The 24,971-nt window shown below is 38.2% G+C and carries 29 protein-coding genes; 22 read left to right on the top strand and 7 right to left on the bottom strand.

Going from position 1 to position 24,971, the window contains the following annotated elements:
• Positions 1-12 precede the first annotated feature (12 nt).
• From IE222_RS16715 to IE222_RS16700, 4 genes are read left to right on the top strand one after another with little or no spacing between them, the layout of a single operon-like run.
• Positions 13-606 (top strand): aromatic-ring-hydroxylating dioxygenase subunit beta, encoded by a 594-nt coding sequence (locus tag IE222_RS16715; protein ID WP_223282757.1) that lies wholly within the window; start codon positions 13-15, stop codon positions 604-606.
• A gap of 34 nt (positions 607-640) precedes the next feature.
• Entirely contained in the window at positions 641-2,125 is a 1,485-nt protein-coding gene (locus IE222_RS16710) for a glutamine synthetase family protein (RefSeq protein WP_191274725.1), read from the top strand.
• A gap of 19 nt (positions 2,126-2,144) precedes the next feature.
• Positions 2,145-2,408 (top strand): hypothetical protein, encoded by a 264-nt coding sequence (locus tag IE222_RS16705; protein WP_223282756.1) that lies wholly within the window; start codon positions 2,145-2,147, stop codon positions 2,406-2,408.
• 60 nt (positions 2,409-2,468) lie between these two features.
• Positions 2,469-3,233 carry a gamma-glutamyl-gamma-aminobutyrate hydrolase family protein gene (locus IE222_RS16700; protein ID WP_191274723.1) on the top strand — a complete coding sequence of 255 codons (765 nt, stop codon included), beginning with the start codon at positions 2,469-2,471 and terminating at the stop codon, positions 3,231-3,233.
• Positions 3,234-3,342: 109 nt separating this feature from the next.
• Here the strand turns inward: IE222_RS16700 and IE222_RS16695 are convergent, their stop codons facing one another.
• Both IE222_RS16695 and IE222_RS16690 read right to left on the bottom strand, forming a co-directional pair.
• Complete coding sequence (locus IE222_RS16695; RefSeq protein ID WP_191274721.1) at positions 3,343-4,026, bottom strand: 3-oxoacid CoA-transferase subunit B; 684 nt, start codon at positions 4,024-4,026, stop codon at positions 3,343-3,345.
• Positions 4,016-4,684, bottom strand: coding sequence for a CoA transferase subunit A (locus IE222_RS16690; RefSeq protein WP_191274719.1), 669 nt, complete (start codon positions 4,682-4,684; stop codon positions 4,016-4,018). The genes IE222_RS16695 and IE222_RS16690 overlap by 11 nt, the downstream gene beginning before the upstream one ends.
• Positions 4,685-4,873: 189 nt before the next feature.
• Here IE222_RS16690 and IE222_RS16685 point away from each other — a divergent pair, with 189 nt between their 5' ends.
• A complete protein-coding gene (locus IE222_RS16685; protein ID WP_191274718.1) occupies positions 4,874-5,653 on the top strand; it encodes an IclR family transcriptional regulator domain-containing protein in 780 nt (259 codons plus the stop codon).
• Between the two features lie 259 nt (positions 5,654-5,912).
• Here the strand turns inward: IE222_RS16685 and IE222_RS16680 are convergent, their stop codons facing one another.
• Complete coding sequence (locus IE222_RS16680) at positions 5,913-7,178, bottom strand: MFS transporter (protein ID WP_191274716.1); 1,266 nt, start codon at positions 7,176-7,178, stop codon at positions 5,913-5,915.
• Between the two features lie 259 nt (positions 7,179-7,437).
• Between IE222_RS16680 and IE222_RS16675 the strand changes: the two genes are divergently transcribed.
• Positions 7,438-7,752 (top strand): winged helix-turn-helix domain-containing protein, encoded by a 315-nt coding sequence (locus tag IE222_RS16675; protein ID WP_191274714.1) that lies wholly within the window; start codon positions 7,438-7,440, stop codon positions 7,750-7,752.
• Entirely contained in the window at positions 7,734-8,141 is a 408-nt protein-coding gene (locus tag IE222_RS16670; RefSeq protein WP_308435610.1) for a FadR/GntR family transcriptional regulator, read from the top strand. Before IE222_RS16675 ends, IE222_RS16670 begins: the two co-directional genes overlap by 19 nt.
• Before the next feature lie 301 nt (positions 8,142-8,442).
• Here IE222_RS16670 and IE222_RS16665 read toward each other — a convergent pair whose 3' ends face one another.
• The 3 genes from IE222_RS16665 to IE222_RS16655 all read right to left on the bottom strand — a co-directional run bounded on the left by IE222_RS16665 (position 8,443) and on the right by IE222_RS16655 (position 9,229).
• Entirely contained in the window at positions 8,443-8,580 is a 138-nt protein-coding gene (locus IE222_RS16665; RefSeq protein WP_191274710.1) for a YvrJ family protein, read from the bottom strand.
• A 72-nt stretch (positions 8,581-8,652) separates the two neighbouring features.
• The gene (locus IE222_RS16660) at positions 8,653-8,871 is read right to left on the bottom strand and encodes a DUF2922 domain-containing protein (protein ID WP_191274708.1); all 219 of its coding nucleotides are present in this window, start codon (positions 8,869-8,871) and stop codon (positions 8,653-8,655) included.
• 136 nt (positions 8,872-9,007) lie between these two features.
• A complete protein-coding gene (locus tag IE222_RS16655) occupies positions 9,008-9,229 on the bottom strand; it encodes a DUF1659 domain-containing protein (RefSeq protein ID WP_191274706.1) in 222 nt (73 codons plus the stop codon).
• Positions 9,230-9,882: 653 nt separating this feature from the next.
• On the opposite strand from IE222_RS16655, the gene IE222_RS16650 reads away from it, so the two are divergent.
• Positions 9,883-10,440, top strand: coding sequence for a replication initiation and membrane attachment family protein (locus tag IE222_RS16650; RefSeq protein ID WP_191274704.1), 558 nt, complete (start codon positions 9,883-9,885; stop codon positions 10,438-10,440).
• A 24-nt stretch (positions 10,441-10,464) separates the two neighbouring features.
• Positions 10,465-10,785, top strand: coding sequence for a CPCC family cysteine-rich protein (locus tag IE222_RS16645; RefSeq protein WP_191274702.1), 321 nt, complete (start codon positions 10,465-10,467; stop codon positions 10,783-10,785).
• 223 nt (positions 10,786-11,008) lie between these two features.
• On the opposite strand, the gene IE222_RS16640 is transcribed toward IE222_RS16645, so the two are convergent.
• On the bottom strand, positions 11,009-12,946 hold the full coding sequence (locus tag IE222_RS16640) for a sigma 54-interacting transcriptional regulator (protein WP_191274700.1): 1,938 nt from the start codon (positions 12,944-12,946) through the stop codon (positions 11,009-11,011).
• A gap of 214 nt (positions 12,947-13,160) precedes the next feature.
• Between IE222_RS16640 and IE222_RS16635 the strand changes: the two genes are divergently transcribed.
• The 13 genes from IE222_RS16635 to IE222_RS16575 all read left to right on the top strand — a co-directional run bounded on the left by IE222_RS16635 (position 13,161) and on the right by IE222_RS16575 (position 24,540).
• The gene (locus IE222_RS16635) at positions 13,161-13,814 is read left to right on the top strand and encodes an RraA family protein (RefSeq protein WP_191274699.1); all 654 of its coding nucleotides are present in this window, start codon (positions 13,161-13,163) and stop codon (positions 13,812-13,814) included.
• A gap of 47 nt (positions 13,815-13,861) precedes the next feature.
• Positions 13,862-15,409 (top strand): ABC transporter substrate-binding protein, encoded by a 1,548-nt coding sequence (locus IE222_RS16630; protein WP_191274698.1) that lies wholly within the window; start codon positions 13,862-13,864, stop codon positions 15,407-15,409.
• A gap of 65 nt (positions 15,410-15,474) precedes the next feature.
• Positions 15,475-16,305: a carbon-nitrogen hydrolase family protein gene (locus tag IE222_RS16625; protein ID WP_191274697.1), complete on the top strand. Its 831-nt coding sequence runs from the start codon at positions 15,475-15,477 to the stop codon at positions 16,303-16,305.
• 119 nt (positions 16,306-16,424) lie between these two features.
• Entirely contained in the window at positions 16,425-17,348 is a 924-nt protein-coding gene (locus IE222_RS16620; protein ID WP_191274696.1) for an ABC transporter permease, read from the top strand.
• A gap of 14 nt (positions 17,349-17,362) precedes the next feature.
• Positions 17,363-18,262: a nickel transporter permease gene (gene nikC, locus IE222_RS16615; RefSeq protein WP_191274695.1), complete on the top strand. Its 900-nt coding sequence runs from the start codon at positions 17,363-17,365 to the stop codon at positions 18,260-18,262.
• 41 nt (positions 18,263-18,303) lie between these two features.
• The gene (locus tag IE222_RS16610; RefSeq protein ID WP_275671472.1) at positions 18,304-19,308 is read left to right on the top strand and encodes an ABC transporter ATP-binding protein; all 1,005 of its coding nucleotides are present in this window, start codon (positions 18,304-18,306) and stop codon (positions 19,306-19,308) included.
• Entirely contained in the window at positions 19,289-20,254 is a 966-nt protein-coding gene (locus tag IE222_RS16605; RefSeq protein ID WP_191274693.1) for an ABC transporter ATP-binding protein, read from the top strand. The genes IE222_RS16610 and IE222_RS16605 overlap by 20 nt, the downstream gene beginning before the upstream one ends.
• Positions 20,255-20,284: 30 nt before the next feature.
• Entirely contained in the window at positions 20,285-21,085 is an 801-nt protein-coding gene (locus tag IE222_RS16600) for a creatininase family protein (protein WP_191274692.1), read from the top strand.
• A 275-nt stretch (positions 21,086-21,360) separates the two neighbouring features.
• The gene (locus IE222_RS16595) at positions 21,361-21,864 is read left to right on the top strand and encodes a DUF3995 domain-containing protein (protein ID WP_191274690.1); all 504 of its coding nucleotides are present in this window, start codon (positions 21,361-21,363) and stop codon (positions 21,862-21,864) included.
• A gap of 826 nt (positions 21,865-22,690) precedes the next feature.
• Positions 22,691-23,014: an ArsR/SmtB family transcription factor gene (locus IE222_RS16590; protein ID WP_191274688.1), complete on the top strand. Its 324-nt coding sequence runs from the start codon at positions 22,691-22,693 to the stop codon at positions 23,012-23,014.
• 27 nt (positions 23,015-23,041) lie between these two features.
• Positions 23,042-23,524, top strand: a complete 483-nt coding sequence (locus IE222_RS16585) for an SRPBCC family protein (RefSeq protein ID WP_191274686.1) — start codon at positions 23,042-23,044, stop codon at positions 23,522-23,524.
• 46 nt (positions 23,525-23,570) lie between these two features.
• Positions 23,571-24,086: an SRPBCC domain-containing protein gene (locus IE222_RS16580; RefSeq protein WP_191274684.1), complete on the top strand. Its 516-nt coding sequence runs from the start codon at positions 23,571-23,573 to the stop codon at positions 24,084-24,086.
• A 76-nt stretch (positions 24,087-24,162) separates the two neighbouring features.
• Positions 24,163-24,540, top strand: coding sequence for a VOC family protein (locus IE222_RS16575; RefSeq protein WP_191274683.1), 378 nt, complete (start codon positions 24,163-24,165; stop codon positions 24,538-24,540).
• Positions 24,541-24,971 lie beyond the last annotated feature (431 nt).

Here is a 24,971-nt window from a genome sequence, read left to right as displayed (position 1 = left end):
AGGATGAAAGTGATGGTTGAAAGTCACGTTCGTGAGGAAACTTCTAGGTATTCCTATTATATGGATTTGAACTATTATATCAACCTGGCTCAAAAAATTAAGGCTTGGGGAGAGGAAACCATCAAAGCAGATCGCGAAACGGTTTTTGAAATTAAACAGTTTTTATATCGCGAAGCCCGCCTTTTAGATGAAGGGAAAATGGAGGATTGGCTGCAATTATTTACAAAGGATTGTCTGTATTGGACACCGGTTACACCCGGCGGTGGCGATCCAACCAAGGAGATTACGATTTCATTTGATGATCGTAGAAGACTGGAGGACCGTGTTTATCGCTTGAGAACAGGATATGCCTGGTCACAAATTCCAGCTTCACGTACAATTCGTTCCATCAGCAACGTTGAGGTCTGGAAGGAAAATAATTCAAATCTTTATAGAGTGCGTTGTAATTTTATGCTTAATGAATTACGGGCCGGTAAGATGAAGCTTCTTTCCGGTTGGTATGGTTTTCTATTAACCAAGGAAAATAATGATTGGAAGATATTGGTCAAGCAAAATAATCTCTTGGACTCCGATCAAGCCCATGAAAATTTAACACTATTATTATAAAAATAGATTAAAACAATGAGAAGGGGATGAATAGATGACGAAACAAATCGCTTTATTAGACCATTCTTTTTGGACGGATGAACAAAAAGAAGCCGCACTCCGTGTTAAGCAAACGGTTAAGGAACATGATTTACAGCTTATAAGAATTGCATGGGCAGATCAGCATGGAATCTCCCGTGCCAAAACGATTACTGCTGGTAATTTCGACAGTATCCTGGAGAATGGTATGGACTTTAACACAGGTCCGCTGTTCTTTGATACAGCAAATACAGGTGTTTTCAACCCTTTTGAATGGGGGGGAGGAGTGGGATTAGATGAAATGACTGGTTGTCCAAACTATTGTTTAATTCCAGACCCCCTTACATTTCGTATTCTTCCTTGGACACAGAATACCGGCTGGATTCTCTGTGATGCCTATTTAAAAAACGGTAAGCCGCTTATGTTCGACACAAGACAGGTTTGTAAACAGGCCTTAAGAGATCTTAGAAGCATAGGTTATGATATGAAGGTTGGTCTAGAGGTTGAATGGGTGTTAACGAAAATTGAGGATTCCAACTTACGAATGGATAATTTGGGAGCGCCTGGGTCGCCTACCATTCCTCCGGTCGTAACTCCGGTTTCAAGGGGATACCAGTATCAGCTTGAATCCCATAACGACGAGATTGATGATATTCTACAAGTGCTTGTCAGTCATATTCAAAAATTGGGCTTGCCGCTAAGAACGATTGAGGATGAATTTGGTCCAAGTCAAATTGAATTTACATTTGCCCCGATGGATGGAATTCAAGCAGCTGATGCAATGGTTCTCCTGCGGACTGCCATTAAACAAATTTGCCGGAGAAATGGGTATATAGCAACATTTATGTGCCGTCCTGCCTTTGCAGGAATGGCGGCAAACGGCTGGCATATGCATCAATCATTAGTCGATATTCATACCGGACAAAATGGATTTGTATCGAATTCAGACGATGAACCGTTGTCAGAAACAGGGAAACATTTTATTGGCGGAATATTAAGGCATGCTCGGGCCAGTGCTGTCTTTACGACACCAACTGTTAATGGCTATAAGCGGTTTAAAGAAAATTCCCTTGCCCCAGACCGTGCCGGATGGGGGACGGATAACCGCGGCACAATGATCCGTGTGATGGAAGACAGGAAAAATGCCCGTTTTGAAAATCGGGCAGGGGAGCCTGCAGCCAATCCATATTTATATTTAGCTTCTCAAATCTATGCTGGATTGGATGGAATTTTAAATAAAATCAATCCAGGTCTGCCAAGTGCGGAAGGATACAATGATAATAGAGATCCACTGCCAAAAAGCCTGGAAGAAGCAATTGGCGTCTTAAAGGAAGATTCCTTTTTCAAAGAAAAGATGGGGACAATATTTATCGATTATCTCGTGAAGCTAAAAGAAAGTGAAATCAACCGCTATAAGCAGTTTCTAAAGGAAAATAATATTCAAGATGATCGGTATATCGTGACAGAATGGGAGCATAGGGAGTATTTCGAAATCTATTAAGGAAAGGGAAGGTGCGGATGTGATAAAGGAACTTCAATGGGAAAAGGAACGCCAATGTTTAGTAACTGAGATTACAAAATTGCATGCAACGATTGAAAAATATCGTCAGTTTGCGGAAACCGTCCGTACGGCAAAAACGATGGATTTTAGTATCTATGAAGAGATACCAAGTGATTGGCTTTCAATTGATCGGGATGATTATGAAGAAATTATGGAAGCGTTATCTCGGCTTGATGTATGGAGACCTTGGAGTACTGAGGTAATCAAACGTCACAGCACCTAACACGATGTTTTTTATTAAGAAATCTATTCTCATAATATTAGAGGATGGGAGTAATAGACGATGGCAAATACAAGAAAGAAGCCAGTGATTGGAATTACCACCTGGAGACGGGATCTTCCCAATTTTACAAGTGAAGATGACCTATACACGTTACATTTTCACTATCATCGTGCAGTACAGGAGGCAGGGGGGATTGCCCTCCTTCTGCCTCATTCCAATCTAGCAGACCTGCAACAGTATTTACAATTCTTTGATGGCCTGGTTATTACCGGTGGCGGAGATGTGGATCCTGTTCTATATGGCGAGGTAAATAAGGGGCAATCTTTCGGAATTCGTACAATTGCGGATGAATTTGAAAGAGCTCTAATTCAAGAGGCCGGGAAAAGGCAAATCCCGACATTGGGAATCTGTCGTGGTCATCAAATCATACAAGTGGCCTTTGGTGGAAATCTCCTGCAGGATATATATGATACGTATCCTGAACACCCGAAAATGGGGAAGGAACCTCCGCACAGTCATTTAATACATCCTGTCATACTTGAAAAGGATAGTGCCCTAGAGGCTATTTATGGGAAAGAAGAAATAACAGTGAATTCACTTCACCATCAATGCGTTTCTTCTGTTGGGGAAGGGTTCAAAGTAATTGGCTGGAGTTCCGATGGAATGATTGAAGCTTGTCAATCTGAAACAGATTGGTTTGCACTTGGAGTTCAATGGCATCCAGAATTACTAGGGAGTCAAGGGCAGCAGATTTTTGACTTTTTTATTCATGGGATAACAGAGCGTAAAGAAAACCAGGTGCTGACAGTAACTACAGGAAGTTAACAATAACAGGATAAATATTACTTGTTTTACAAAATTGCAATAATGGAAAAGAAGAAGCGAACATTATAAAATGTTCGCTTCTTTCTTGTTCAGTAAGTTTCATTTCGCCCTAATAATTCTCTAATAGATGCTCCGTTCCGTTCATTTGATATTTTGATAAGTTAGGAGAAACGATATATTCGGCAGGTGTAATCTTTTTCAGTTCAGATTCTGTCATTTCCTCCGCTAACTCTTCTAAAATCATTTTCCCGTTTTCAAATCGAAACACGGCATATTCAGTAATTAAGAGACTAACCAAATTTTTTGCTGTAATCGGAAACGTACAGCGTCGAAGAATTTTTGGATCCCCGTTTTTTGCACAATGCTGGGTGGTGACAATCACCTTTCTTGCCCCGGCAACAAGATCCATCGCACCACCGACCCCAAGTATATCTTTTCCTGGAATTGCCCAATTGGCGATATCCCCGTTTTCAGCGACTTGCAATGCACCAAGGATTGCGACATCGATATGGCCACCGCGAATCATCGCGAATGATTCAGAAGAGGAAAAATAGGAGGCTCCCTCTTGAGCCGTAACAGGCAGTTTACCTGCATTAATGATATCTGAATCCACCTCTTCCTTAGAAGGGGTAGGTCCTACTCCAAGCAACCCATTTTCCGTGTGTAAAAATATGTTTTTGTCTTTTGGCAAGAAATCAGCGACTAAAGTGGGAATCCCAATTCCTAAATTAACAATATTGCCATTCTTTATTTCCTGTACCGCTCTAATAGCCATTTTTTGTTTAAAATTCATTTGATTTCTCCCCCTTCACAATATAGTTTACAAATAAATGAGGGACAACAATTTCTTCTGGAGTTAGTTCTCCCACTTCCACAATTTCTTCGGCTTCTACAATAGTAATCTTCGCCGCCTTTGCCATGTCTGGGTTGAAGTTACGTGCTGTTTTTGAAAAAGAGAGATTGCCATACCGGTCTGCTTTTTTCGCTTTAATAAGGGCAACATCTGGATATAGAGCAAATTCGAGAACATATTCTTCGCCGTTAATAGTTCGTGATTCTTTATTTTCTGCTAGGAGCGTACCAGCAGAGGTTTTTGTGTAGAATCCACCAATTCCGGCACCACCTGCGCGGAGTCGTTCTGCCAGCGTCCCTTGTGGAACCAGTTCCACTTCCAGCTTACCTTCATTTACATAACGGACCGCATCAATATTGCTAGTAAAGAAAGAACCGATCGCTTTCGTAATTTTGTTTTGCAGCAATATTCTCCCAAGTCCTTTTCCGTCAGGCTCCCCAAGGTTATTACTAATTACGGTTAAACCATAAACAGGATGTTCACCTAACACTTCGACTAACCGCAAGGGACAGCCAACTAATCCAAATCCGCCGACTGCGATGGTATTTCCATTCTTTATATGCGAGATTGCTTCTTTAATAGAGATAATCTTATTCATTTTCTTCCCCCTTAATGTGAATCCTTAAAAATTTGTTGAGTTTTGCTAGGTTGCAGTGTACACTATGTGTATGATAATACGAATAGTGCAATATAATTTTATTATAAAAGCCTTTTGAAAAATAGGCAACAGAATTGTCTGACTTTTTAGAAATAATATTTTTTTTAACAAAGGGGAGTGGGGTAATTGATGGAAAAAGCAGAATCGAATTACTTTGTGAATTCTGTTGCAAAGGCGTTTGCAGTTTTAACGGCTTTTGACTTTGGTTCCAATATGATGTCACTGAGTGATTTGGAAAAGAAAACAGGGATAAATAAAGCAACGGTTAGAAGGTTTGCTCTTACCTTGGTAGATTTGGGATATCTAACTACTAATGCGGACAATAAATTTAAACTGAGTCCTAAAGTATTGGATCTCGCTGCACATTATTTGGAATCTCTTAATCTGCCAGATTTAGCACATCCAATCCTTGAAAGAATTTCTTCTACTATCAAGGAATCGACCAATCTTGCCATATTGGATAAGGCTGAGATTGTTTACGTATTAAGGGTGAATGCTGCTAAAAGGATCATAGGAACTAATTTAAGAGTAGGTTCAAGGCTACCGTATTATGCCACTTCATTAGGGAAAGCACTTGTTGCGTGGCTGCCAGCGGAGGATAGAAAGACGATTTGGGAAGCAGCAACCGTAGAAGCTTACACAGAACATACAATTACTGATTTCGACCAACTTGAAGCCTGTTTTGAAGTTTGTATTAAAAATGGCTATGCAGAAGGGAACGATGAATTAGAAGTGGGTCTACGTTCTATTGCTGTTCCAATTTTCAATAAAAATGGCCAGCCAATCGCCGCAATCAACGTTTCCACTAATTCAAAAAGAAGTTCGGAAGAAAAAATCAAAGAGACTTTTCTACCGCTGTTAAAAGAAGGGGCAGAGGAACTCAACAGACTGGTGAGTGCGTTAAGTTAGGAAGCAAGGAAGCAAGTTTTCCTGCTTCTTTATTATTTGTCAGAAATTCAGCAGTTTAAGACAAGGTTATGTTAGTGAATCCAAATATTAAAGATGGTAATGGTAAGAGATCGAAGTCAGAAAAGATAATCTTGTCTTTATGAAAAAAACGTTCTTGCGATTTGCAAGAACGTTTATATTTCACGGTTTAGTGAAACCGGTAATCAGGGGAAAAATAGCTTAATAGGATAGTAAATTTACAATATTTTGTAGAGTAATTCTACTTAATTGCTACTTTTCCTTCTGATACCTCTGGTAATATATGTTTTATTTTTACCGGTGCAGTTTCCTTGATGAAACAGGATACAATAGTTGCTCCAATGGCACTTCCTACACAAATCCATAAAGGAGCACCAAGCCCGAATACATCTGCCAGGTACCCAGCCAAAATTGGAGCGATGACGCCGCCGGTGATTTCTCCGAACCCCATGATTAATCCGATTGCAAAACCTACATATAAGGGAGACGTCGATTCCGCAGGGACGATGGCCATGAAGATAGGATGAAAGCCTTGTCCTGTATGAAAAAGAAAGATTAGTAGTGCAAAGATAACGATCGGTGCATTGGAGTATAAGATAACCAATGGAGACAATGCCGATATCAGTGCAAATAGGGTCATTAGCGGTTTCCTTCCCAATTTATCCGAAATGGCAGGAACAACTAATCCCCAAACCATCGCAGCTGCACCTGCAACGCTCATAATTACACTCATTTCACTTGTCGAAAATCCTTTAATGTTAACCAAATAGGTAGGGGCAAATACGGCAAAGACATTAAACCATGTCAATGCAAATCCGCAAATGATCATCGAAAGCCAGATATTCCTGTTTTTTATTACATCCATAATTTTTATTTTTGATTCGGAATTTGGAACAGTAGTAGAAACTACTTCATTCTTTGGTAGGTTTGGCTCCCTTAAAAATTTCAACATGATCAAAGCCATGATAATCCCCGGAATAATGGTAAAGTAAAACGCGAACCGCCAATTAAATGCATTTGCCAGCGCCACAAGGACCAATGGTGCGAGTACTCCGCCAAACAGACCAGTAGGTGTAACCTGGATAAAACCCATATTGAATCCTCGCCGTTTCGGTGTGGACTCAATTGCCATCATCGATTGAGCGATTGGAAGGAACGGTCCTTCAAATAAACCGATTAAAAGACGAAGGATCAGCAATGCGGCAAACCCCATAGCCAGTCCTTGTACGAATGAGATAACTGAAAATATTAGCATTAAAGATATCATAAATTTTTTTCTATTATTTGCCTTGTCTGCCATCAAGCCGATCATAGGGCCAGATACAGCCCAGGCCAATGAAACCGCTGCTCCAAGAATCCCAATCTGGAAGTTGGTCAGGTTGAATTCTGCTGTAATAAAAGGAAAAAGAAAAGTTATGGCGAGCCTATCGAGAAACACGAAACCCATGGAAAAAAACAAAATGATCAGTAGACGATTCTCATAAGTAAAAAATCCTTTCTTTTCCATAAACATCCCCCAATTAAATTAATTTAATAGAAATGGCGATTCTCGGTAATGTGGAAACCTGAAGTTAAAATAAAATTTCTAATATCATCTCATTTAATTGTCAAATAAAGCAAAATACCTGTTAGCTAATTTAAACGTCAATGAATATCTCCTCTCAATATTAATTTAATTTGATATTATAATATTAACAATATTCGTTTTATTTAAATATGAAAAAAAGTTTACTTTTTCTAAATTACATAGTAAGGGTGATTTTGTTATGAATGATATTTTTGATCAAATAACCGTCCGTACGATTCCGGAACAAATAGCCGAACAGATTAAGCAGGAAATTTTCTCAGGGATACTCAAACCCGGCAGTAAACTTCCCCCACTTGAAGAATTATCCGACAGGCTTGGTGTCAGCAAACCCACAATAAGCCAGGCTCTTCATTTATTACAAAAATCCGATTTGGTATCGACAACAAAGGGGAGAAACGGAGGATATTTTATCACAGAGTCCTTTGGAGACAAACTGGCACAAAGTATGTATGAAATGATTACGTTCTCTTTAAAATATGCCGATCAGAAATAAAACATTTACTAGAATTAAGGAAGATGGTTGAAGTTCCTTGTGCAGGATTAGCTGCTAGCAGAAGAACGGAAAAAAACATGGAAGAACTGGAAGCGATTATTGCTTGCTTTGATAGTGACAAAGACTTTTCAATAAAAGAATTACTACATTTAGACTTGCAATTCCACTTAGCCATCGCTGACTGTACACAAAACCCGCTGACTAAAACATTGATTAACGCTATCACCCGGTCATATCTTAAGGAGGATTTGAAACTTTGGAATGATAAAAATAAAAAAGAAATTACAGCATTTGCTGAAAAGATTGTTGAGTCCATTAAACTAAATGATTCGGACAGCGCAATGGAAGCAATGGAAAAACATCTTAACGGTTTTCTATTAATTTCCTAATATAATAAAGGAAATCCATAAACCCAAAAACGTTTGAATGATTTAGGAGAGTCACAAGCAAATGGGATTATAGGTACAAACATAGAAATGCTTGTGGCCGTGCTTACCATCCAAATGCCCCCTCGTATATTAGTAGTAACAGCTCTTTTACCAGATGAAATTATAAAGAAAAAAAAGTGAATAAAAATGTATATCAAAAAATGCAAAGATGGTGGGGCAGGGAAAGTTCTTATGCAGAACATTCCCACGCTTTCCACCATCTTTGCTTACAACAAGATCCCTTGCGAACATATCCCCAGCATCATCCCTTCATACGTTCAGGCAGACTTTGAATCGATTGAACCACTAAATCAAGCTTTGACTCAATTCGGTAAAGCAGGTAGAGGGTCACCACGATGGGGAAGCCAACTTCGCTGATAATCGGAATGATTTGCTCCACAGCTATTTCCTCCTTTCTTTAATTGAAATGTAATAAAAAGGCTGGATTCTTCATGAAATCCAGCCCCCGTTATTAGATCATTTCATATTCTGTCACATTACGGTCAACGACCCTAGCTCCCTTTACAACAGCAAGATTGCCGCTCGCAGTGTAGAAAACGTTAGCAGCAATAATCTGCTCCATCGCTTGCTTCACCGCAGCCTCATCAATAGGCTCCTTCGGATTATCAACCACAATACGAGCCGTCTTCCCAAACTCCGTACCAAACTGTAATTCTAATGTTTTCGCCATTTTTTTCACCTCCTTCAGATTCAGATATTGTTTTCACTTTGGTGTAAATCTTTGGTGTCAGGCACCATTTGTGGACATTTGTCCGCGTGTGGTGGACAGTTTGTGCTTTCCGGCATCACCACTATATGCTGCTAGGTTATTCTGCGATGATTTCCGAGCTGTCGTTTCGCTCGAGGTTGTTCAGCATGTCGTTGGTTAAGCTGGAAATTGCAGTTCCGGCTTGGAATAACTGGTCTGTTGTTGAATCCTTTTTGATGTTGTTAAACATTTTAGATTTCATGATTGGCTTGCCTTCTTCATCCATACCGACCTGGAAAACTAAGTGAAGCTTTGTACCGGTTAATAATGCTTGCGCCATCGTCTTTCACCTCCTTTCACTTTCTATATAGGAAAATTAGGGTGAAATGGACAGGGGGCGGAAAAATTTATTAAGAGAATGATAGTGGGGAAATTCAAAACTAGGAATGGCAAAGAAAAGCACATTGAGGAAATAAAAAAAACAACTTCTACCAACAAACTATACAGAGGAACATCAACCTGTGGTCTGTTATTATTCATTGTTGATTTCTTTTACGTAAGAGAATTATATAGGCGGAGAATTTCCGGCTAATGTATTTAGAGGAAGCTTATGAAGCAGAAATAAACGGAGATTTTCCGATTAACTGCTTTAAAAAGATAAAATCCAAAGATTTGGATCATATAAACGGAAAAACTTCCTTTATTTTCAAGGAAATATGGGTATTTGCCAATTTAAACGGAATTTTTCCGTTTATTTTTCAAACACAGTGAAATCAACATTCAGTTATAACAGAACTTAATTTAAATAGCACGTCACGGATTAATTATTTGGTGCTGATTAAGTAACCGGCAGTGTAATTAACACTATTAAGATATGTTTTGCAAGCAACACATATCGGCCTATAATATTCTTAGGATGAAGGAAATGGAAAATAATCGCAGAGGGGTAATTGGTAGTAGTTTTTAATAACTCAATGAAATGGGTGTAGGTAGATGGAAAAACAGAATGCGGAATTTGAACAATCGGAAAAGGCTATTGATAAATTGCTGGAGGAAAAATATAAAAAGTTAGGTTTCACTCATATTTTCGAGATCCAGCCAAAAGAGTTATGCTCTTTTAAACAAACGAATACGAAGAGGGATCAAATAATCAAATATTATGAGGAAACAGGCCCATTTTATTTTTTCAGAGACCGTTTCCAGGGTGTAGAACCATCAATGAAGGATATACGAACAATCGAAGACATCATGATCAAGTATAGGTTAACCCCCGGGGTTGTAAATGCTATTATCGATTTCATCGTATTGAAAACAGATAGGAAATTTATTACAGGCCTTTTCGATAGCCTATGCGCTCATTATGCTCGTTTAAAAATTAAAACGGTCCCTGAAGCGATGAAAAAATTTACAAATTTTGATAATACAAATAGATCTGAAAAAAAGGAAGCTCCTTTAACAAGAGGGCAGGAAGTCATCATTGAAAGATTGCTAGTACGTGTTGAACAATTAGAAGCTAGGGTCACGGAACTAGAAAAACAATTATTTAAATAGGGATATAAAGAGGTGTGCAGGTATATGAAAAATAAAAAATATAATAAATACTTGCCAAAAATAAACTCAGCAGAAACAACTAACGATCATCATGACATTGAATCTGATATAGTTGGAAATTCCCCATGCCCCTGCTGTGGATTTATGACAATTCCGAATAGTGGCGATGCCATCGCCTACATCTGCCCAGTATGTTTTTGGGAGATCGATTTATTTATTCAAAGTAGTGATGAGGCAAGTGATCAAAACCATGGCTTAACATTGATTGAAGCTAGAAAAAATTATCATCAGTATGGGGCAGTATTGCCTAGGTTAAAGGAGACTTGCAGGCCACCAAAAAAATAGGAAGATCCAACAAAATGAGGAAGCGGCAGCCACTGTAAAAGCTCATCTTCATGGAAATAGTTCTATAACCACATGAAAAATGCTTACTCTAGTTTCCAATCAAAACACTAATTTATTTGGATTAATTGGTGATGAAAGTGAATGCAGTAGAGATAAAAAGAAGGGAAGCTGGTAAAATATGACGAACTTCCCTTTTTCAAAATGACAGACAATGTAATAAAAATCAATTTAAGATAATATGTAAATCCTTTAATTTTCTATATAATGTAGTTCGAGAGATGCCAAGTTCTTCTGCTAAAGTGGACTTGTCTTTCTTTATTTCTAGATACTTCTTTATTATGGCCTTTTCAGCTTCTACTAAACTGTCTTTATAATTTTCTTTTAGTTGAAATTCAATTTTTTCGGTATGCTCTGGATCATAAATTTTTATTTCCTCTAAACATTCCTTAAGAAGATTTACATACCACTCGAACCCATTCTGGTTGTTGCCTGACAAGATGATAAATCTTTCAAGAATATTATAAAGTTCTCGTACATTCCCTGGAAAATGATAGGTTAGTAAATTGGAAAAAAGCTTATCAAAAAAAGGATCAATATGTAAATAAAGTTCTTTTCGTTTTTCAACAATAAATTGTTTTGTAAGTGGAAGGATATCATGTACACGATTTCTTAAAGGTGGGAGATTTACGGTTAATACATTGATACGATAGTATAAATCAGCTCGAAATTTCTTTTCCTTTACTAAATTCACTAAATTTTCATTTGTTGCGGCAATAATTCTAATATTTACAGGAATAACTTTATGTCCACCAATACGTACAATTTCCTTTTCTTGTATTGCACGTAAAAGTCTTGCTTGAAAATTAGGAGAAATAGAATTTATTTCATCTAAGAATAGAGTTCCATGGTGAGCCAATTCAAAAAGGCCCTTTTTCCCATTTTGAGCAGCACCCGTAAATGCCCCTTTTTCGTATCCGAAAAGCTCGCTTTCTAATAGTGTTTCAGGGAGAGCAGCGCAATTTACCGCAACGAAAGGATATGATTTCCTATAACTAAGGTTATGGATACTTTGTGCAATCATTTCTTTTCCAGTTCCGGTTTCCCCAATAATGAGGATCGTTGAATCTGTTTTGGCATATTTCTTAACCTTTTCCAATGTATCATTCATGATAGCACTGTTAAAAATAATGTCTTTCACATCGTTTTTGGCGACAAGGCCTTTCGTTTCAATTTCTTGTCTGTATTTTTGTTCGATTTTTTGTATTTCTGTTATATCCTGGAAGGTTAAAATATTTCCAACTATTCTTCCCTTTTGAGAAATAGCTATTTTATTCGTATTAAGTGTGACATGATTAAAATCTATGATTTTATTTTGAAAACTTTCCTCATGTGTCATTTCTCTAAAGGTTCGATTTGGAACAGCCTGAAACAGCCGTTTACCTATGATTTTATCCTTTTCTATATTTAGGAGCTTCCATGCAGATTCGTTCAAAGTCGTGATTTTATCTTGTTCATCTGTTGCAATAATGCCATCTCTAACAGAATTAATGATAGCTTTAAGCTGCTGTCTTTGTCTTTCTTCTTGTCTTTTAAAATGAATAATTTCAATGGCACGATCAATAGAGGCTTTGAGACTGGCTTCCGAATAAATTAAGGTTCCGAAAAGGCCATTCTCTCTGGCAAATTCAACCCCAATACCTGTACTAATCACAGTTCCCTTTGTAGTTGAAAATTGTTCAATTTTATGCCGTAATTCTGCTTGTGAATTGTAAGTGATGTAATGGAGTTGAACCTGTAACAGTTCTTCTAAAATAGAGTAATCGTATTGAAGCTCTTCCAGGTCAGGCAGGGCAATAGAGATTCTGTTTGAAAAGGGCAGCGACTTCTGTATGGCAAGTAGAATATCAATTGGGGTTACTTTTAATTTTATTACCGGAATACTAGTCCGCATTTCAAGAAGCTTTTTAATAAAATGTCCTGTTATAATAATATCTGTCTCGTTTTCCTCAATTTCCGCTAAAAATCTTGGTAACGTACTTAACAAATCCCCTTTATTATCAAACACAGTAATTTCAATATCGTGATGTTTTATATTTGGAAGAGAACTCGTCGTTAAGTCGATAAAATTTCCGTGGCCAACAATTGCAATTTTTGTTTTCATTAAATCTCCCCTCAATTTCATGCTTTATAGACGGAATATTTCGATATTTACATTCAAATCCCTTTTTTGAAACATAAATTTCATTTTTGGAACAAAAAATGGAATTTGAATAGCCTGTTTGCCTATAGAATCAGATTTTTCCTATTGGCATGGAACTTGCATTTAATATAAATAGAAAAACTATTTTTAATATTCTAAAAAAGGGGGTTGTTTCTTGTTTATAGTTAATCCAAGAGTTCAAGGTGTTACAGAGGAGTTAATGAATTTATATCAAAATGTTGGAACCTCAACTATTGGGCATCTAACTGATTTTGGATTTCTCAAAGGATTAAAACCACTATTTAGACCAATCAGATTTGTCGGCAATGCGATTACAGTTCGCATTCCCCATATGGATTCCACAGCTGTCCATAAGGCATTAGATATCGTGGAACAAGGAGATGTACTTGTTATTGATATGTCAGGTGATATCGACCGATCATGTTTCGGTGGGATGGTGTCATACGCTGCTCATGTTAAAAAAGTTGCTGGTGTCATTGTTTCCGGCTGCATTAATGATGTGGACGAAATAAAGGAGATAAAATTACCCGTATTTTCACTTGGAGTAAGTCCTTTAACAACCCGGATTCTTGGTATTGAGGGGGAAATTAATACAACGATAAGTGTTTGTGGTGTAAGCATCAATCCTGGTGATTTAATAGTTGCGGATAATGACGGTGTATTCGTCATCCATCCAAACTCGGCGAGAAAGTATGGGGAAATAGCGATCGAAAAGCAGCAAAGGGAACCTGAAACGAAAAAGAAAATTGATACTGGTATATCACTAGCTTCAATTAGTAAGGCAAATCGATTTTTTCCATCAAATTAGTTTTTGCAAAAAGAAAACAGATTTGAATATTAGGGAGGGCATTTTATATGGGTAAAAATAAAACCTTTCGAAAAGCAGGTTTCCTGTTTTTAACATTGTTTATCGTCATCTTGACTGCATGCAGCTCCAAAGAGTCTTCAGCACCAGAAGGAAAAAATAAAAGTTTAGTTGTTGCTTTGACGGGGGAAGCGAATAGTTTAGACCCTCATAATACAACGGATACTGCTTCAAAACAAATATATTCCGTAGTTGCTGAAACGTTAGTAAGCTTGGATGCAGATGGACAAATTGTCCCTTTATTAGCAAAAAGCTGGAAGAAATCTGATGATGGTAAAACATGGACATTACAGCTGCAGGAAGGAGTGAAATTCACTGACGGGTCTCCTTTTAATGCAGAAGCAGTCAAAATCAATTTTGAACGAGTGACAAATGAAGAAAATAAATTAGCTAGATATCCATTGCTGGGTCCATATCTTGAAAGTATTACAACCAATGGTGATTATGAAGTGGTATTTCATCTGAATAATCCAGTGGGACCATTTTTAAATATTTTAGCTTTTCCATCCGGTAATAACATAATCAGTCCAAAAGTCATTGCACAAGGTACAGAGGCAATCAAGAAAAACCCGATTGGCACAGGGCCGTATAAGATTAAACATTGGTCACCTGGCAGCGATACGATTTTTGAAGCAAATAAAGATTATTGGGGAGGCAAGCCTAAGCTAGACCAAATTACCTTTAAAGTAGTCCCAGAAAATGCTTCACGAGTTCTCATGTTAGAAACAGGAGAAGCGGACCTCATTGCTGACGTACCGACAACGGATATTGAACGTTTAAATAAAAGTAAAGATACAAAAGTAGAATCCATTGAAATTAACAGGACAGTTTATGTTGGAATTAATAACACGGTCGAACCATTTAATAAACCAGAGGTTCGTCAAGCATTAAACTATGCCATTGACAAGAATGCACTAACCAATGATTTATATGAAGGCCGGGTGAAAGTGAGTTCAGCAATGGTTGCGCAGAAGGACGGCATGTATAGTAATGCAGGATCTTACCCGTATGACCTGGAAAAAGCGAAGGAAATGTTGAAAAACGCAGGAGTAAAAGAAGGAATGAAGGTACGCTTGGTCGCTGCCGGCAATGCTGTACGAGACCATAAGGCTGGTCAATACGTTCAAACAAGTCTACAACAATTAGGATTTGATGTGGAATTTCAAATGTTAGAACTTAATGATTACTTGAAGACACTAGAGGATCCATCTAAATATGATCTATTTTTAAGAGGAGGGATCGCGAATACGAATGATGCTTATGATATTCTAAAAGATTCATTCTACTCAACTAGTAAATTTAATTATGCGCGATATGTGAATCCTGATGTGGATAAGCTGATAGAAGAAGGATCCATTGAGTCTAATGTGGATAATAGAAAGAAGATTTATGAGAAGGCATTTAAGCAGATTTGGAGTGACGCACCATGGATTTTCCTCTATGAAGATACCGTGCATATCGGTATGAGAAAAAATGTTAAAGGTCTAATTGTCCCTCCGACACACCTTTGGAATTTTAGTAAGGTAGAAAAAGAATAATGATAGTACATCAGGAAGACCTATTTAGTATCTTCCTGCAACCCCAAAGACTGGAGTGAAAAATAATGTCCTTTCAAATTGTAATGGCTCAATTAGGCTCAACGGATAGTAAACAAGTAAATTTACAAAAAGCGGAGAAGGCAATAAAAGATTCTACCAATATTTATGGTGCAGATATGGTAGTCTTTCCTGAAGCGTTTATGAGTTACTTCGAAGTCGGTACGCCTTCTGAAGTAAAACTAAACGATGCAGAACCAATTGAAGGTCCATTTGTCGCTGCGATGAGTGAAATGGCTAGTAAATATGGAGTCTGGCTCGTCTTTGGTATGCGTGAGAGTACCGAAATCATTGATGATAAGAGAATTTATAATACAACAGTCATCATCAATTCCGCTGGATTAATAGAAAGCGTTTACAGAAAAACGCATTTGTATGATGCATTCGGCGCTAAAGAATCGCAGAATATTAAGCCAGGGAGCTCTTTGTTTGAACCTATTGATACACCATTTGGAAAAATTGGTTTGTTTGTATGCTATGAATTAAGATTCCCTGAAATTGCTCGATATCAAGCGTTAAAAGGAGCTGATATTATTATTGTTCCTTCTGGCTGGGTAAAAGGACCATTAAAAGAAAACCATTGGAGAACCTTAGTCACTACTAGGGCATTGGAAAATACAGTCTATATAGTTGCCTGCGATCAGGTGAATGAATACTATATGGGCCAAAGTATGATTGTTGATCCAATGGGGGTTGTCTTAGCCCAAGGTACTGAAACAGAGTGTTTGATTCCTTGTCGTATAGACTTAGAACGGGTTCAAGAGGTTCGCAAAAAACTTCCTTCACATCAGCATCGCCAGCCTAACTTATATAAAGATGGAGGGATTTATACTTCCTAAAATGAACTCTATTAAAATAATCGTCTAAATAAGTTCGTTTCCCTAGGGTCTTTTACTAAAGTGGAGTTCCTAGGGAAACAATTCCAATTTATTAAGTCTCAGATAGTGAGGTGGATAATTTGTTAGGTTATATAGTTAAACGGTTGCTGCAATTAATACCCACTCTAATCGGCGTCACCTTATTTGCATTTTTACTGGTTGCTGCAGTTCCCGGTGACCCAGCACAAATTATAGCGGGAGATTCTGCTAGCCCTGAAGAGGTAGAGATTATTAGATCTCAATTAGGAATTGACAAACCGTTATATGAGCAATATATGAGTTATGTGGTTAATATCCTCCATGGCGATTTAGGTACATCCTTACGGTCCAGTCAGCCTGTATTAGATGAAATCTTATCTCGTTTTCCTACATCCTTTATTCTTACTGTTATGTCCCTAATTATTATGATTATTGTTGGTCTTATCGCTGGAATTGCCTCTGCTACTAAACCTAATAGTCTAAGAGATAACGTATCGATGATGTTTTCGTTATTTGGTATCTCGATGCCTGTTTTTTGGATGGGGATCATGTTTATCCTGCTTTTCTCCTATTACCTTCCGTGGTTCCCTTCTGGAGGCAGCACTGAATTTAAGCATTTTGTTCTCCCATCCATTGTGTTGGGTTTATCAGCCTCTGGTGTTTTAGCAAGACTTACCAGATCAAGTATACTTGAAATTGTTAATCAAGATTTTATTCGAACTGCACGGGCGAAAGGGTTAAAGGAGAAGTATGTGATCTACAAGCATACGTTGAAAAATGCATTAATTCCGATTATCACCATTGTAGGGATGGAATTTGGAATTTTATTAGGCGGAGCGGTTATAACGGAGACCGTTTTCTCTATGAATGGAATTGGCAGATATGTTGTGGAATCTATTCAGTTCAGGGATTTCCCAGCTATTCAAGGAAGTATTCTGTTTATTTCTACCCTTTTTGTTTTTATTATTCTGCTGGTTGATCTTTCTTATAGTGTTGTAGATCCAAGGGTCAGGTACGAGAATTAGAAAGGAGCAGTGCAATGGAAATTTCAGAGAAGGTAATTTCACAGAATCAGAATGTGACAACTACTTATGAACCTCGTTCACCATGGCAAATGATGATCAAACGCTTTAAGAAAAATAAACGTGCAATGATAGGTTTATATATAACCGTTCTATTTATCATTGTGGCTATTTTGGCTCCATGGATTTCCCCATACGATCCTTATGCTTATAACATGAAAGCACTATTACAACCACCTAGTTTAAGTCATCCATTTGGAACTGATCAATTTGGACGCGACGTATTGTCGAGAATCATTCATGGTTCACGTATTTCCTTAATGATTGGCATGGTAGGTGTAGGTATATCCATCCTTGTCGGCGTTTCATTAGGAACGATTGCCGGCTATTTCGGCGGAATCATTGATTCGATTATTATGCGAATAATGGATATCCTATTGGCGTTTCCGGGTTTCCTGCTAGCACTTGCCATCATAAGCATTCTTGGACCGAATATGTTAAATGTCATGATTGCTATCGGTATTTTCTCGATTCCTGTTTTCGCTAGGATTATGCGAAGCTCAGTTATTTCTGTCAAATATAAAGAGTTTATTGAAGCAACAAAATCGCTTGGCGGAAGTCATTTTTTTATTATCATGAAGCATGTCATTCCAAATTGTATTGCTCCCATCATTGTTTTATCGACGATGAGAATTGCGACGGCCATTTTAACCGCAGCAGGGTTAAGTTTTTTAGGACTGGGTGCCCAGCCGCCATCACCAGAATGGGGAGCCATGTTAAATGAAGGAAGAGAGTACATTCGATCAGCGACTCATTTAAGTACTGTTCCAGGACTGATCATCATGTTAGTTGTATTAGGGTTCAATATGCTTGGGGATGGTCTGCGTGATGCCCTAGACCCTCAAATGAAGATTTAATAGAAAAAAGTCTAATCTTGAAATAGACAGGAGGAAGACTGATTTTGGAAAATTTACTAGAGATCAAGAATCTGAAAACATATTTTTATTCGGAAAATGGAGTAGTTCCAGCTGTGGACGGAGTCAGTATAACGATAAAAAAGGGTGAGACCTTAGGGATTGTTGGAGAATCTGGCTCAGGGAAAAGTGTAACGGCATTAACGGCAATGAGATTAACTCCGGGAAAAGTGGTCGAAGGTTCCATAAACTTTAACGGGAAGGATTTATTGACATTGTCAGATGAAGCGATGAGAAAAATTCGCGGTAAAGAAATTGCGATGATTTTTCAAGAGCCAATGACATCGCTAAATCCTGTTTTCACGATTGGCAATCAAATTGCTGAAGCACTGAAAACCCATATGAACTTTACCAAAACAAAAGCAAATGAAAGGGCCATTGAGCTGCTAGAGCTTGTTGGGATTCCACGGCCGGAAAGAATTGTAAAGGAATATCCACACCAGTTATCCGGGGGCATGCGTCAGAGGGTGATGATTGCCATGGCAATGGCTTGTAATCCTAGTCTATTAATAGCAGATGAGCCGACAACAGCTTTAGATGTTACCATTCAGGCTCAAATATTAGACCTAATGAGGGATCTAAAGAAAGAGCATAACACATCTATTTTGATGATTACCCACGATTTAGGTGTTGTAGCGGAGACATGTGACCGTGTATGCGTCATGTATGGAGGAAAAGTTGTGGAAGAAAGTGATGTTCATGAAATTTTCAATAATCCAAAACACCCTTATACACAAGGATTATTAAAATCAATACCTTCTTTAATAGATTCGGAAGAAGAAACAAGGCTTTATTCAATAGAAGGGAATGTTCCGATTCCAGGAACATTGCGTGGCGGCTGCCATTTTGCTCCCCGCTGTGAATTTGCCATGAATATTTGTCATACAGAAGTACCGTCCTATAAGGAAGTAGCGACTGGACACTTTAGCCGGTGCTGGCTCCATGAGGTGGAAGACGAGGAGGTACAGAATGAAGCAAACATTAGTTGAGATTAAGAATCTTAAAAAATATTATTCCTCGAAAAAAAGTGTTCTAAGTCGTGCGGTTAGCCACGTAAAAGCAGTAGATGGGTTGAATTTCTCCATTTTTAAAGGCGAGACATTAAGTTTAGTAGGGGAAAGCGGATGCGGCAAATCGACAACAGGAAGAGCGATTCTACAATTACAGCCGCCGACTGAAGGGGAAGTGTTGTTTGAAGGAGAAAACCTGGTAGGAATGAATACAGGCAGGATGAAAAAATATCGAAGGAATATGCAAATGGTTTTTCAAGATCCCTATGCATCTTTAGACCCTAGACTAACCGTAGGTGAAATCATCGCAGAACCCCTTAAAATTCATAAAATCGGTTCAAGCAAGGAAAAAAATCAGCGTGTGGAAGAGCTGCTTGATACTGTAGGTTTGAATAGTTATCATGCGAAGCGATATCCCCATGAATTTAGCGGCGGCCAGCGACAGAGAATTGGAATTGCTCGTGCGCTGGCGCTAAACCCGAAGTTCATAGTGGCGGATGAGCCGGTATCAGCTTTGGATGTTTCCATACAATCACAAATCGTGAATCTATTTCAAGATTTGCAGGAGCGCCTAGACTTAACCTATTTATTTATCTCGCATGACCTAAGTGTTGTGAAACATATTAGTGATCGGGTCGCCGTAATGTACCTTGGGAAAATAGTAGAACTTGGGGACAAGAAAGAGCTATTTCAAAACCCAATGCATCCTTATACAAAGGCTTTGTTATCAGCTGTTCCGTTGCCTAATCCAGATGTAAAAAGGGAAAGAATCATGCTGAAAGGAGACGTTCCAAGCCCTTCCAATCCACCCGCTGGCTGTTCGTTTCATCCAAGATGCAGCGCGTGTATGGATATTTGTAAGACTGTGAAACCGGAGTTTACAGAAATGGAAGGACGCTTCATCGCATGCCACTTGTATCAGTAGTAAAAATTAATAAAAAGTGAGGTTAGTAGGATGACGTTTAGGAAATCAAATTTTTTAAAAGATATGAGCTGGACACAATTTATTGAACGGAAAAAGGGAACAGATTTAGTGATTATCCCTTCAGGTGCATTCGAAGTATATGGTCCCCATTTACCATTAGGGACGGATACAATTGTTGCCGTTAAAATATCGGAAATCCTAGCCAATCATGTTAATGCCATAATAGGTCCAACATTAGAAGTCGGAGATTCTACGGCCTTAGAAGAGTTTCCTGGAACAATGACGATTAAAGCTGAAAACTTTAAACACTATTTATGGGACACAGTAAAAAGCTTAGAAAAGTGGGGCTTTAAACAATTCCTTTTTATCAATACCCACGCTGGAAATGTCCCGATTATTAGTCAAATAGCTCGGGATCTTCAAGGTAATCCAGAAATTAAGTGCGCTCAAATAGATTATTGGAGGTTTATTAAAAATCATTGCGATGGCATTATTGAATCGGGTGACTTGGCCCATGCACATGCAAGTGAAGCAGGCACCTCTGTCATGATGTATCTCCATCCAGAACTATGTGACTTAGACAACTGGGTCCATGAGCCGCCTAAAATAAAGGATCAATATCCCGATATTATTCAATATGTTCCTTTCTCACATAAAACGGACTCGGGTACCATTGGAAATGCCACCTTAGGAACGGCAGCGAAGGGAGAGGCACTTGTTAATCGCTCTGTCGAGAGGATTGTTCAATTTTTGTCCGAAAATTGGGGGATAAAAAGAGTTGATAACATAAAAAAATCTGCATCAAGCATAAAAACAAGTCAGAAAGTTTGATAGATGGTTATATGAAATTTGGGGTCAGCCTCCCCGCAGTATTAATCCTTTAATGCTGTGGGGGATGACCCCTTTTTTATAGAGGATGAACTAGAACAAAAGGATTTTGAAAGTAGTAACAAAATCACCTTACAAATATAAACTTCCTATGGGGGTAGAAAAATATTTTTAATTTTTGGTCTGACGCCATTTCTTAAAAAAACATGTATAATATTGGAAATGATGTTATCTTGATTAAATACAGATGGTAAGCGGGGAAGGAACTTTTGAATAGAATGAATCAGAAATTTTTTCTAAAAAGAAATCCTTGGTGTATAGGTCTGGGAATCATTTGGACGCTTCTTTTTTCAGGGATGAGTTTTTATTGGGCAATGGGTGGCTTGATGGGGGTACGGTCTCTAGGCGGTTCCATTTATGAAATGTCTTTAAACCCATCACCCTCATTTGTAGTCATCGTTTGGTTAACCGGCTTTGTTAAATTACTTGGTGGTTTCTTTCTTTTGATGCTGCTTGTTCGCTGGAAAAAAACATTCATGAACAGATTGCTGTATTACACTGTAAAAACTTGTGGAGCATTATTGTTCTTGTACGGCTTTCTTAATTTCGTCACGATTCTATTACATGCGTTTCATATTCTGGAATTTAACCTGGATTCATACGCTACCTTTTGGAGACTAATCTTCTGGGAACCGTACTGGATGATGGGTGGGATTTTTTATTTCTTTTCCGTAAAAAGTTTTTGGAATAAAACAGGGATGAGTACGAAAGGCAGCAATTGAACTAGTTTGTAATTGATTGCAAGAATAGTATTTTGTTAAAAAATATTCTTAATTAGCATATTATGTACAAAATGCCTCCGTAGCTCTAGAAGGGAAGAGCGCCGGAAAACATTGTAGCCACCGGGTCGCAAGGTAATGGTTTCAGAAGCACCGAAAAGCAAAAAAGCTGAGGTTGGTGAAATTCCAGCCGGTGAAATACCGTAGGGAAGCGTGTTGCCCATAGCCTATGCTTACGAAAGGAGTGCGGGTTCGAATCCCGTCGGAGGCATCGTTGTTCTTTTTTATGGACCTTGATTTATATTTGATTATCAATTGAGACTGATATTTCATTGATGGATCATACTTTATCCCTTCATGTTACTACAAGTAGGGGGCGAACGGTTTAGCTGACGGGGTCAAGGCCCACGGGCAGATACGTTCTACCCTGGCAACTGTTATAATAAAACCACATAAAAAATTGATCATCCAGAAATATTTTCTGGCTTACCTTATAATACGAACGGCAGAATAGCTAAGGTAGGAAATGCTATAAGTAGTGCAGATTAGTTACGATACACTTCCTTATAAAAAGGAAACAAAAGGTCTTCATATAAAAATTTAATAAAAAATAATCTCAATATTCCTTTACGGGAATATTCCAATTATGTTATATTTCTTTTAAGGAATATTAAACAAAAGTAAAAGCTCCAAAACACAATATTATTTTTGGAGGATTGTGTGCAGTTGGGAGAGGATATTGAGATATAGTACTTGTTACAATTAAATTAGAAAGTAGTTAAATGAATAGTAAATATAGCTGTTTTATGGATAGGGGTGGGTTCAATAAATGGATACTACAACACTGAATGCTCTTTCCGAACCCAATCGTTTACAGATTGTAGAGCTTTTGCGAGAAGGTCCTCTTACAGTGGGGGAAATTTCCGAACGTTTACAAATCCGTCAGCCACAAGTTTCAAAACATCTTCGTGTACTTAGTAATGCCGGAATTGTTAGAGTACACGCTAATGCAAATCGGCGCATCTACCAATTACGCCCTGAGCCATTTATCCAATTAAATGCTTGGCTTGAGTCTTATCGCCGAATTTGGGAAGAAAGATTTGATAGCTTGGACGATTATTTAAAGGAAATGCAAGAAAAACAAGAAAAATAAAATTTAAAATTAATGGAGGCTTTAAAAATGATTACAAATAATCAAACGTCCGTGGAGGTTGAAGGAAAAGAAATAATTGTAAAACGAGTTTTTAATGCATCCCGTGACCTAATCTGGAAAGCATGGACCCAACCGGAACATCTAAAAAACTGGTGGGGGCCAAAAGGTTTTTCCATTACGACTTCTGAATTTGAAATGAAACCAGGTGGTATTTGGAGATTTATTATGAAAGGGCCAGATGGCGTTGAATATCCAAATAAGATTACCTTTAAGGAAATTGTAAAGCCAGAGCGTCTCGTTTATACATCCGCCGATGATATAGAGGGTGATCCCGGACAATTTCAGACCATCGTAACTTTTGTCGAAGAGGATAATAAAACATTACTTATTCAACGATTAATCTTTCCTTCTGCAGAAATTAGGGAACAGGTTGTTCAAGAGTTTGGGGCCATTGAGGGAGTTAGCCAAACCCTCGATCGACTTGAAGCACAGTTGGTAGCAATGCGTTAATTCCTTTAAAAAATATAAAACTATTCATGAACTAGGAGGAAAGACAATGGCAAACAACACAATGGTTTCGAGAGTAGAGAACGATCGGGTACTGGTACTGGAGCGCGTTTTCGATGCGCCACGTGATCTCGTATTCAAGATGTTTAAAGAGCCGGAGCATCTGAAACGCTGGTGGGGGCCGAGGGGCTGGGAGATTCCAGTCTGCACCGTCGATTTCCGTCCGGAAGGCGTTTGGCACTACTGTATGAAGTGTGTCGATCAGAATCAGGGGCAATTTTTTGGTATGGAATCTTGGGGCAAAGCGGTTTATAAGGAGATTATCGAGCCAGAGAAGATCGTCTATACCGATTACTTTTCGGATGCCGAGGGTAATTTGAATGACTCCATGCCGTCGACCGAAATCACATTGGAATTCATCGATTTAGGTGGAAAGACAAAGCTAATAAACCGTGCTGAATATGTTTCCGAAGAAGCCCTTAAGACTGTCATGGACATGGGCATGCTGCAGGGCATCACCGAAACTTGGGACCGTTTGAACGAGCTTGTAGAGTCACTGAAGTAGGGTTGCCGCAACGCTTATTCTAGCATTAGAAAAGTTTAAAACCTTAAGATTTGTCGTTATAAAGGAGTGAATATCAATGATTAGTAATGTAGGTCAAATCATGCTGTATGTTAATAACCAAGATGAAGCAAAGGCGTTTTGGACAGAAAAAGTAGGGTTTAGTGTAATTTCAGAGGAAGACAATGGTCAAGGTATGAGATGGATTGAAATTGCTCCAACTACAGAAGCAGAAACAAGCATCATTCTCCATAATAAGGAATTTATTGCGAAAATGTCGCCTGAATTAAATCTGGGCACACCTTCTTTAATGTTCTTCTCGAAAAACTTCGATAATTTATATAGTGAATTAGTAAACAAAAACGTTACAGTCGGAGAAATTGTAAATATGCCTTCTGGTAGAGTATTTAATTTTGCAGATAGTGAACATAATTACTTTGCGGTAATGGAAAAATAGTGAATTTCTATTCAATTAACAAGTGCGATGCTTGAATAAAGGCATCGCTTTTTTTCTTGTTAGATTTATGAAACAGATTGTGAGGATTTACTCTTAAAGTTACTGGGTGTTTATCTTCAATAAGATCCTCCATAAACGGGCGCAATTCTGGAATAAGGATAAGCGCTCATTTTCATTATAGGACCAGATTCACAAAGTGATATGAAAACAGCAATTCGATACTTTTCCTATCAAAAAGAGGTCAACATGTATCGTAGGAATAGCTTATTAATAACATGTGAGGATAAAATGAAAATTGGCTGCAATGGTTATATTTTCGGGTTAATCCCTGCAAATGATATTAACCAATTTTATATAACACAACCACATAAAAAAGAAGCACACCTCAAAAGGAATATGATGATCTTATTCAACTTGCCGCAAAGGAAGCT

This window comes from Neobacillus kokaensis (genome assembly GCF_014656545.1).
Lineage (GTDB): Bacteria > Bacillota > Bacilli > Bacillales > Cytobacillaceae > Neobacillus > Neobacillus kokaensis.
This window is presented reverse-complemented; position numbering and strand designations above follow the sequence as displayed.

Excerpts from the sequence above, each read along its gene's own strand:
- IE222_RS16625 (WP_191274697.1), top strand. The coding sequence starts at position 15,475 with ATGTCCTTTCAAATTGTAATGGCTCAATTAGGCTCAACGGATAGTAAA.
- IE222_RS16675 (WP_191274714.1), top strand. The coding sequence starts at position 7,438 with ATGAATGATATTTTTGATCAAATAACCGTCCGTACGATTCCGGAACAA.
- IE222_RS16660 (WP_191274708.1), bottom strand. The coding sequence starts at position 8,871 with ATGGCGAAAACATTAGAATTACAGTTTGGTACGGAGTTTGGGAAGACG.
- IE222_RS16640 (WP_191274700.1), bottom strand. The coding sequence starts at position 12,946 with ATGAAAACAAAAATTGCAATTGTTGGCCACGGAAATTTTATCGACTTA.
- IE222_RS16575 (WP_191274683.1), top strand. The coding sequence starts at position 24,163 with ATGATTAGTAATGTAGGTCAAATCATGCTGTATGTTAATAACCAAGAT.
- IE222_RS16680 (WP_191274716.1), bottom strand. The coding sequence starts at position 7,178 with ATGGAAAAGAAAGGATTTTTTACTTATGAGAATCGTCTACTGATCATT.
- IE222_RS16650 (WP_191274704.1), top strand. The coding sequence starts at position 9,883 with ATGGAAAAACAGAATGCGGAATTTGAACAATCGGAAAAGGCTATTGAT.
- IE222_RS16690 (WP_191274719.1), bottom strand. The coding sequence starts at position 4,684 with ATGAATAAGATTATCTCTATTAAAGAAGCAATCTCGCATATAAAGAAT.
- IE222_RS16645 (WP_191274702.1), top strand. The coding sequence starts at position 10,465 with ATGAAAAATAAAAAATATAATAAATACTTGCCAAAAATAAACTCAGCA.
- IE222_RS16695 (WP_191274721.1), bottom strand. The coding sequence starts at position 4,026 with ATGAATTTTAAACAAAAAATGGCTATTAGAGCGGTACAGGAAATAAAG.
- IE222_RS16655 (WP_191274706.1), bottom strand. The coding sequence starts at position 9,229 with ATGGCGCAAGCATTATTAACCGGTACAAAGCTTCACTTAGTTTTCCAG.
- IE222_RS16605 (WP_191274693.1), top strand. The coding sequence starts at position 19,289 with ATGAAGCAAACATTAGTTGAGATTAAGAATCTTAAAAAATATTATTCC.
- IE222_RS16580 (WP_191274684.1), top strand. The coding sequence starts at position 23,571 with ATGGCAAACAACACAATGGTTTCGAGAGTAGAGAACGATCGGGTACTG.
- IE222_RS16585 (WP_191274686.1), top strand. The coding sequence starts at position 23,042 with ATGATTACAAATAATCAAACGTCCGTGGAGGTTGAAGGAAAAGAAATA.
- IE222_RS16710 (WP_191274725.1), top strand. The coding sequence starts at position 641 with ATGACGAAACAAATCGCTTTATTAGACCATTCTTTTTGGACGGATGAA.
- IE222_RS16715 (WP_223282757.1), top strand. The coding sequence starts at position 13 with ATGGTTGAAAGTCACGTTCGTGAGGAAACTTCTAGGTATTCCTATTAT.
- IE222_RS16590 (WP_191274688.1), top strand. The coding sequence starts at position 22,691 with ATGGATACTACAACACTGAATGCTCTTTCCGAACCCAATCGTTTACAG.
- IE222_RS16630 (WP_191274698.1), top strand. The coding sequence starts at position 13,862 with ATGGGTAAAAATAAAACCTTTCGAAAAGCAGGTTTCCTGTTTTTAACA.
- IE222_RS16595 (WP_191274690.1), top strand. The coding sequence starts at position 21,361 with ATGAATCAGAAATTTTTTCTAAAAAGAAATCCTTGGTGTATAGGTCTG.
- IE222_RS16685 (WP_191274718.1), top strand. The coding sequence starts at position 4,874 with ATGGAAAAAGCAGAATCGAATTACTTTGTGAATTCTGTTGCAAAGGCG.
- IE222_RS16700 (WP_191274723.1), top strand. The coding sequence starts at position 2,469 with ATGGCAAATACAAGAAAGAAGCCAGTGATTGGAATTACCACCTGGAGA.
- IE222_RS16600 (WP_191274692.1), top strand. The coding sequence starts at position 20,285 with ATGACGTTTAGGAAATCAAATTTTTTAAAAGATATGAGCTGGACACAA.
- nikC (WP_191274695.1), top strand. The coding sequence starts at position 17,363 with ATGGAAATTTCAGAGAAGGTAATTTCACAGAATCAGAATGTGACAACT.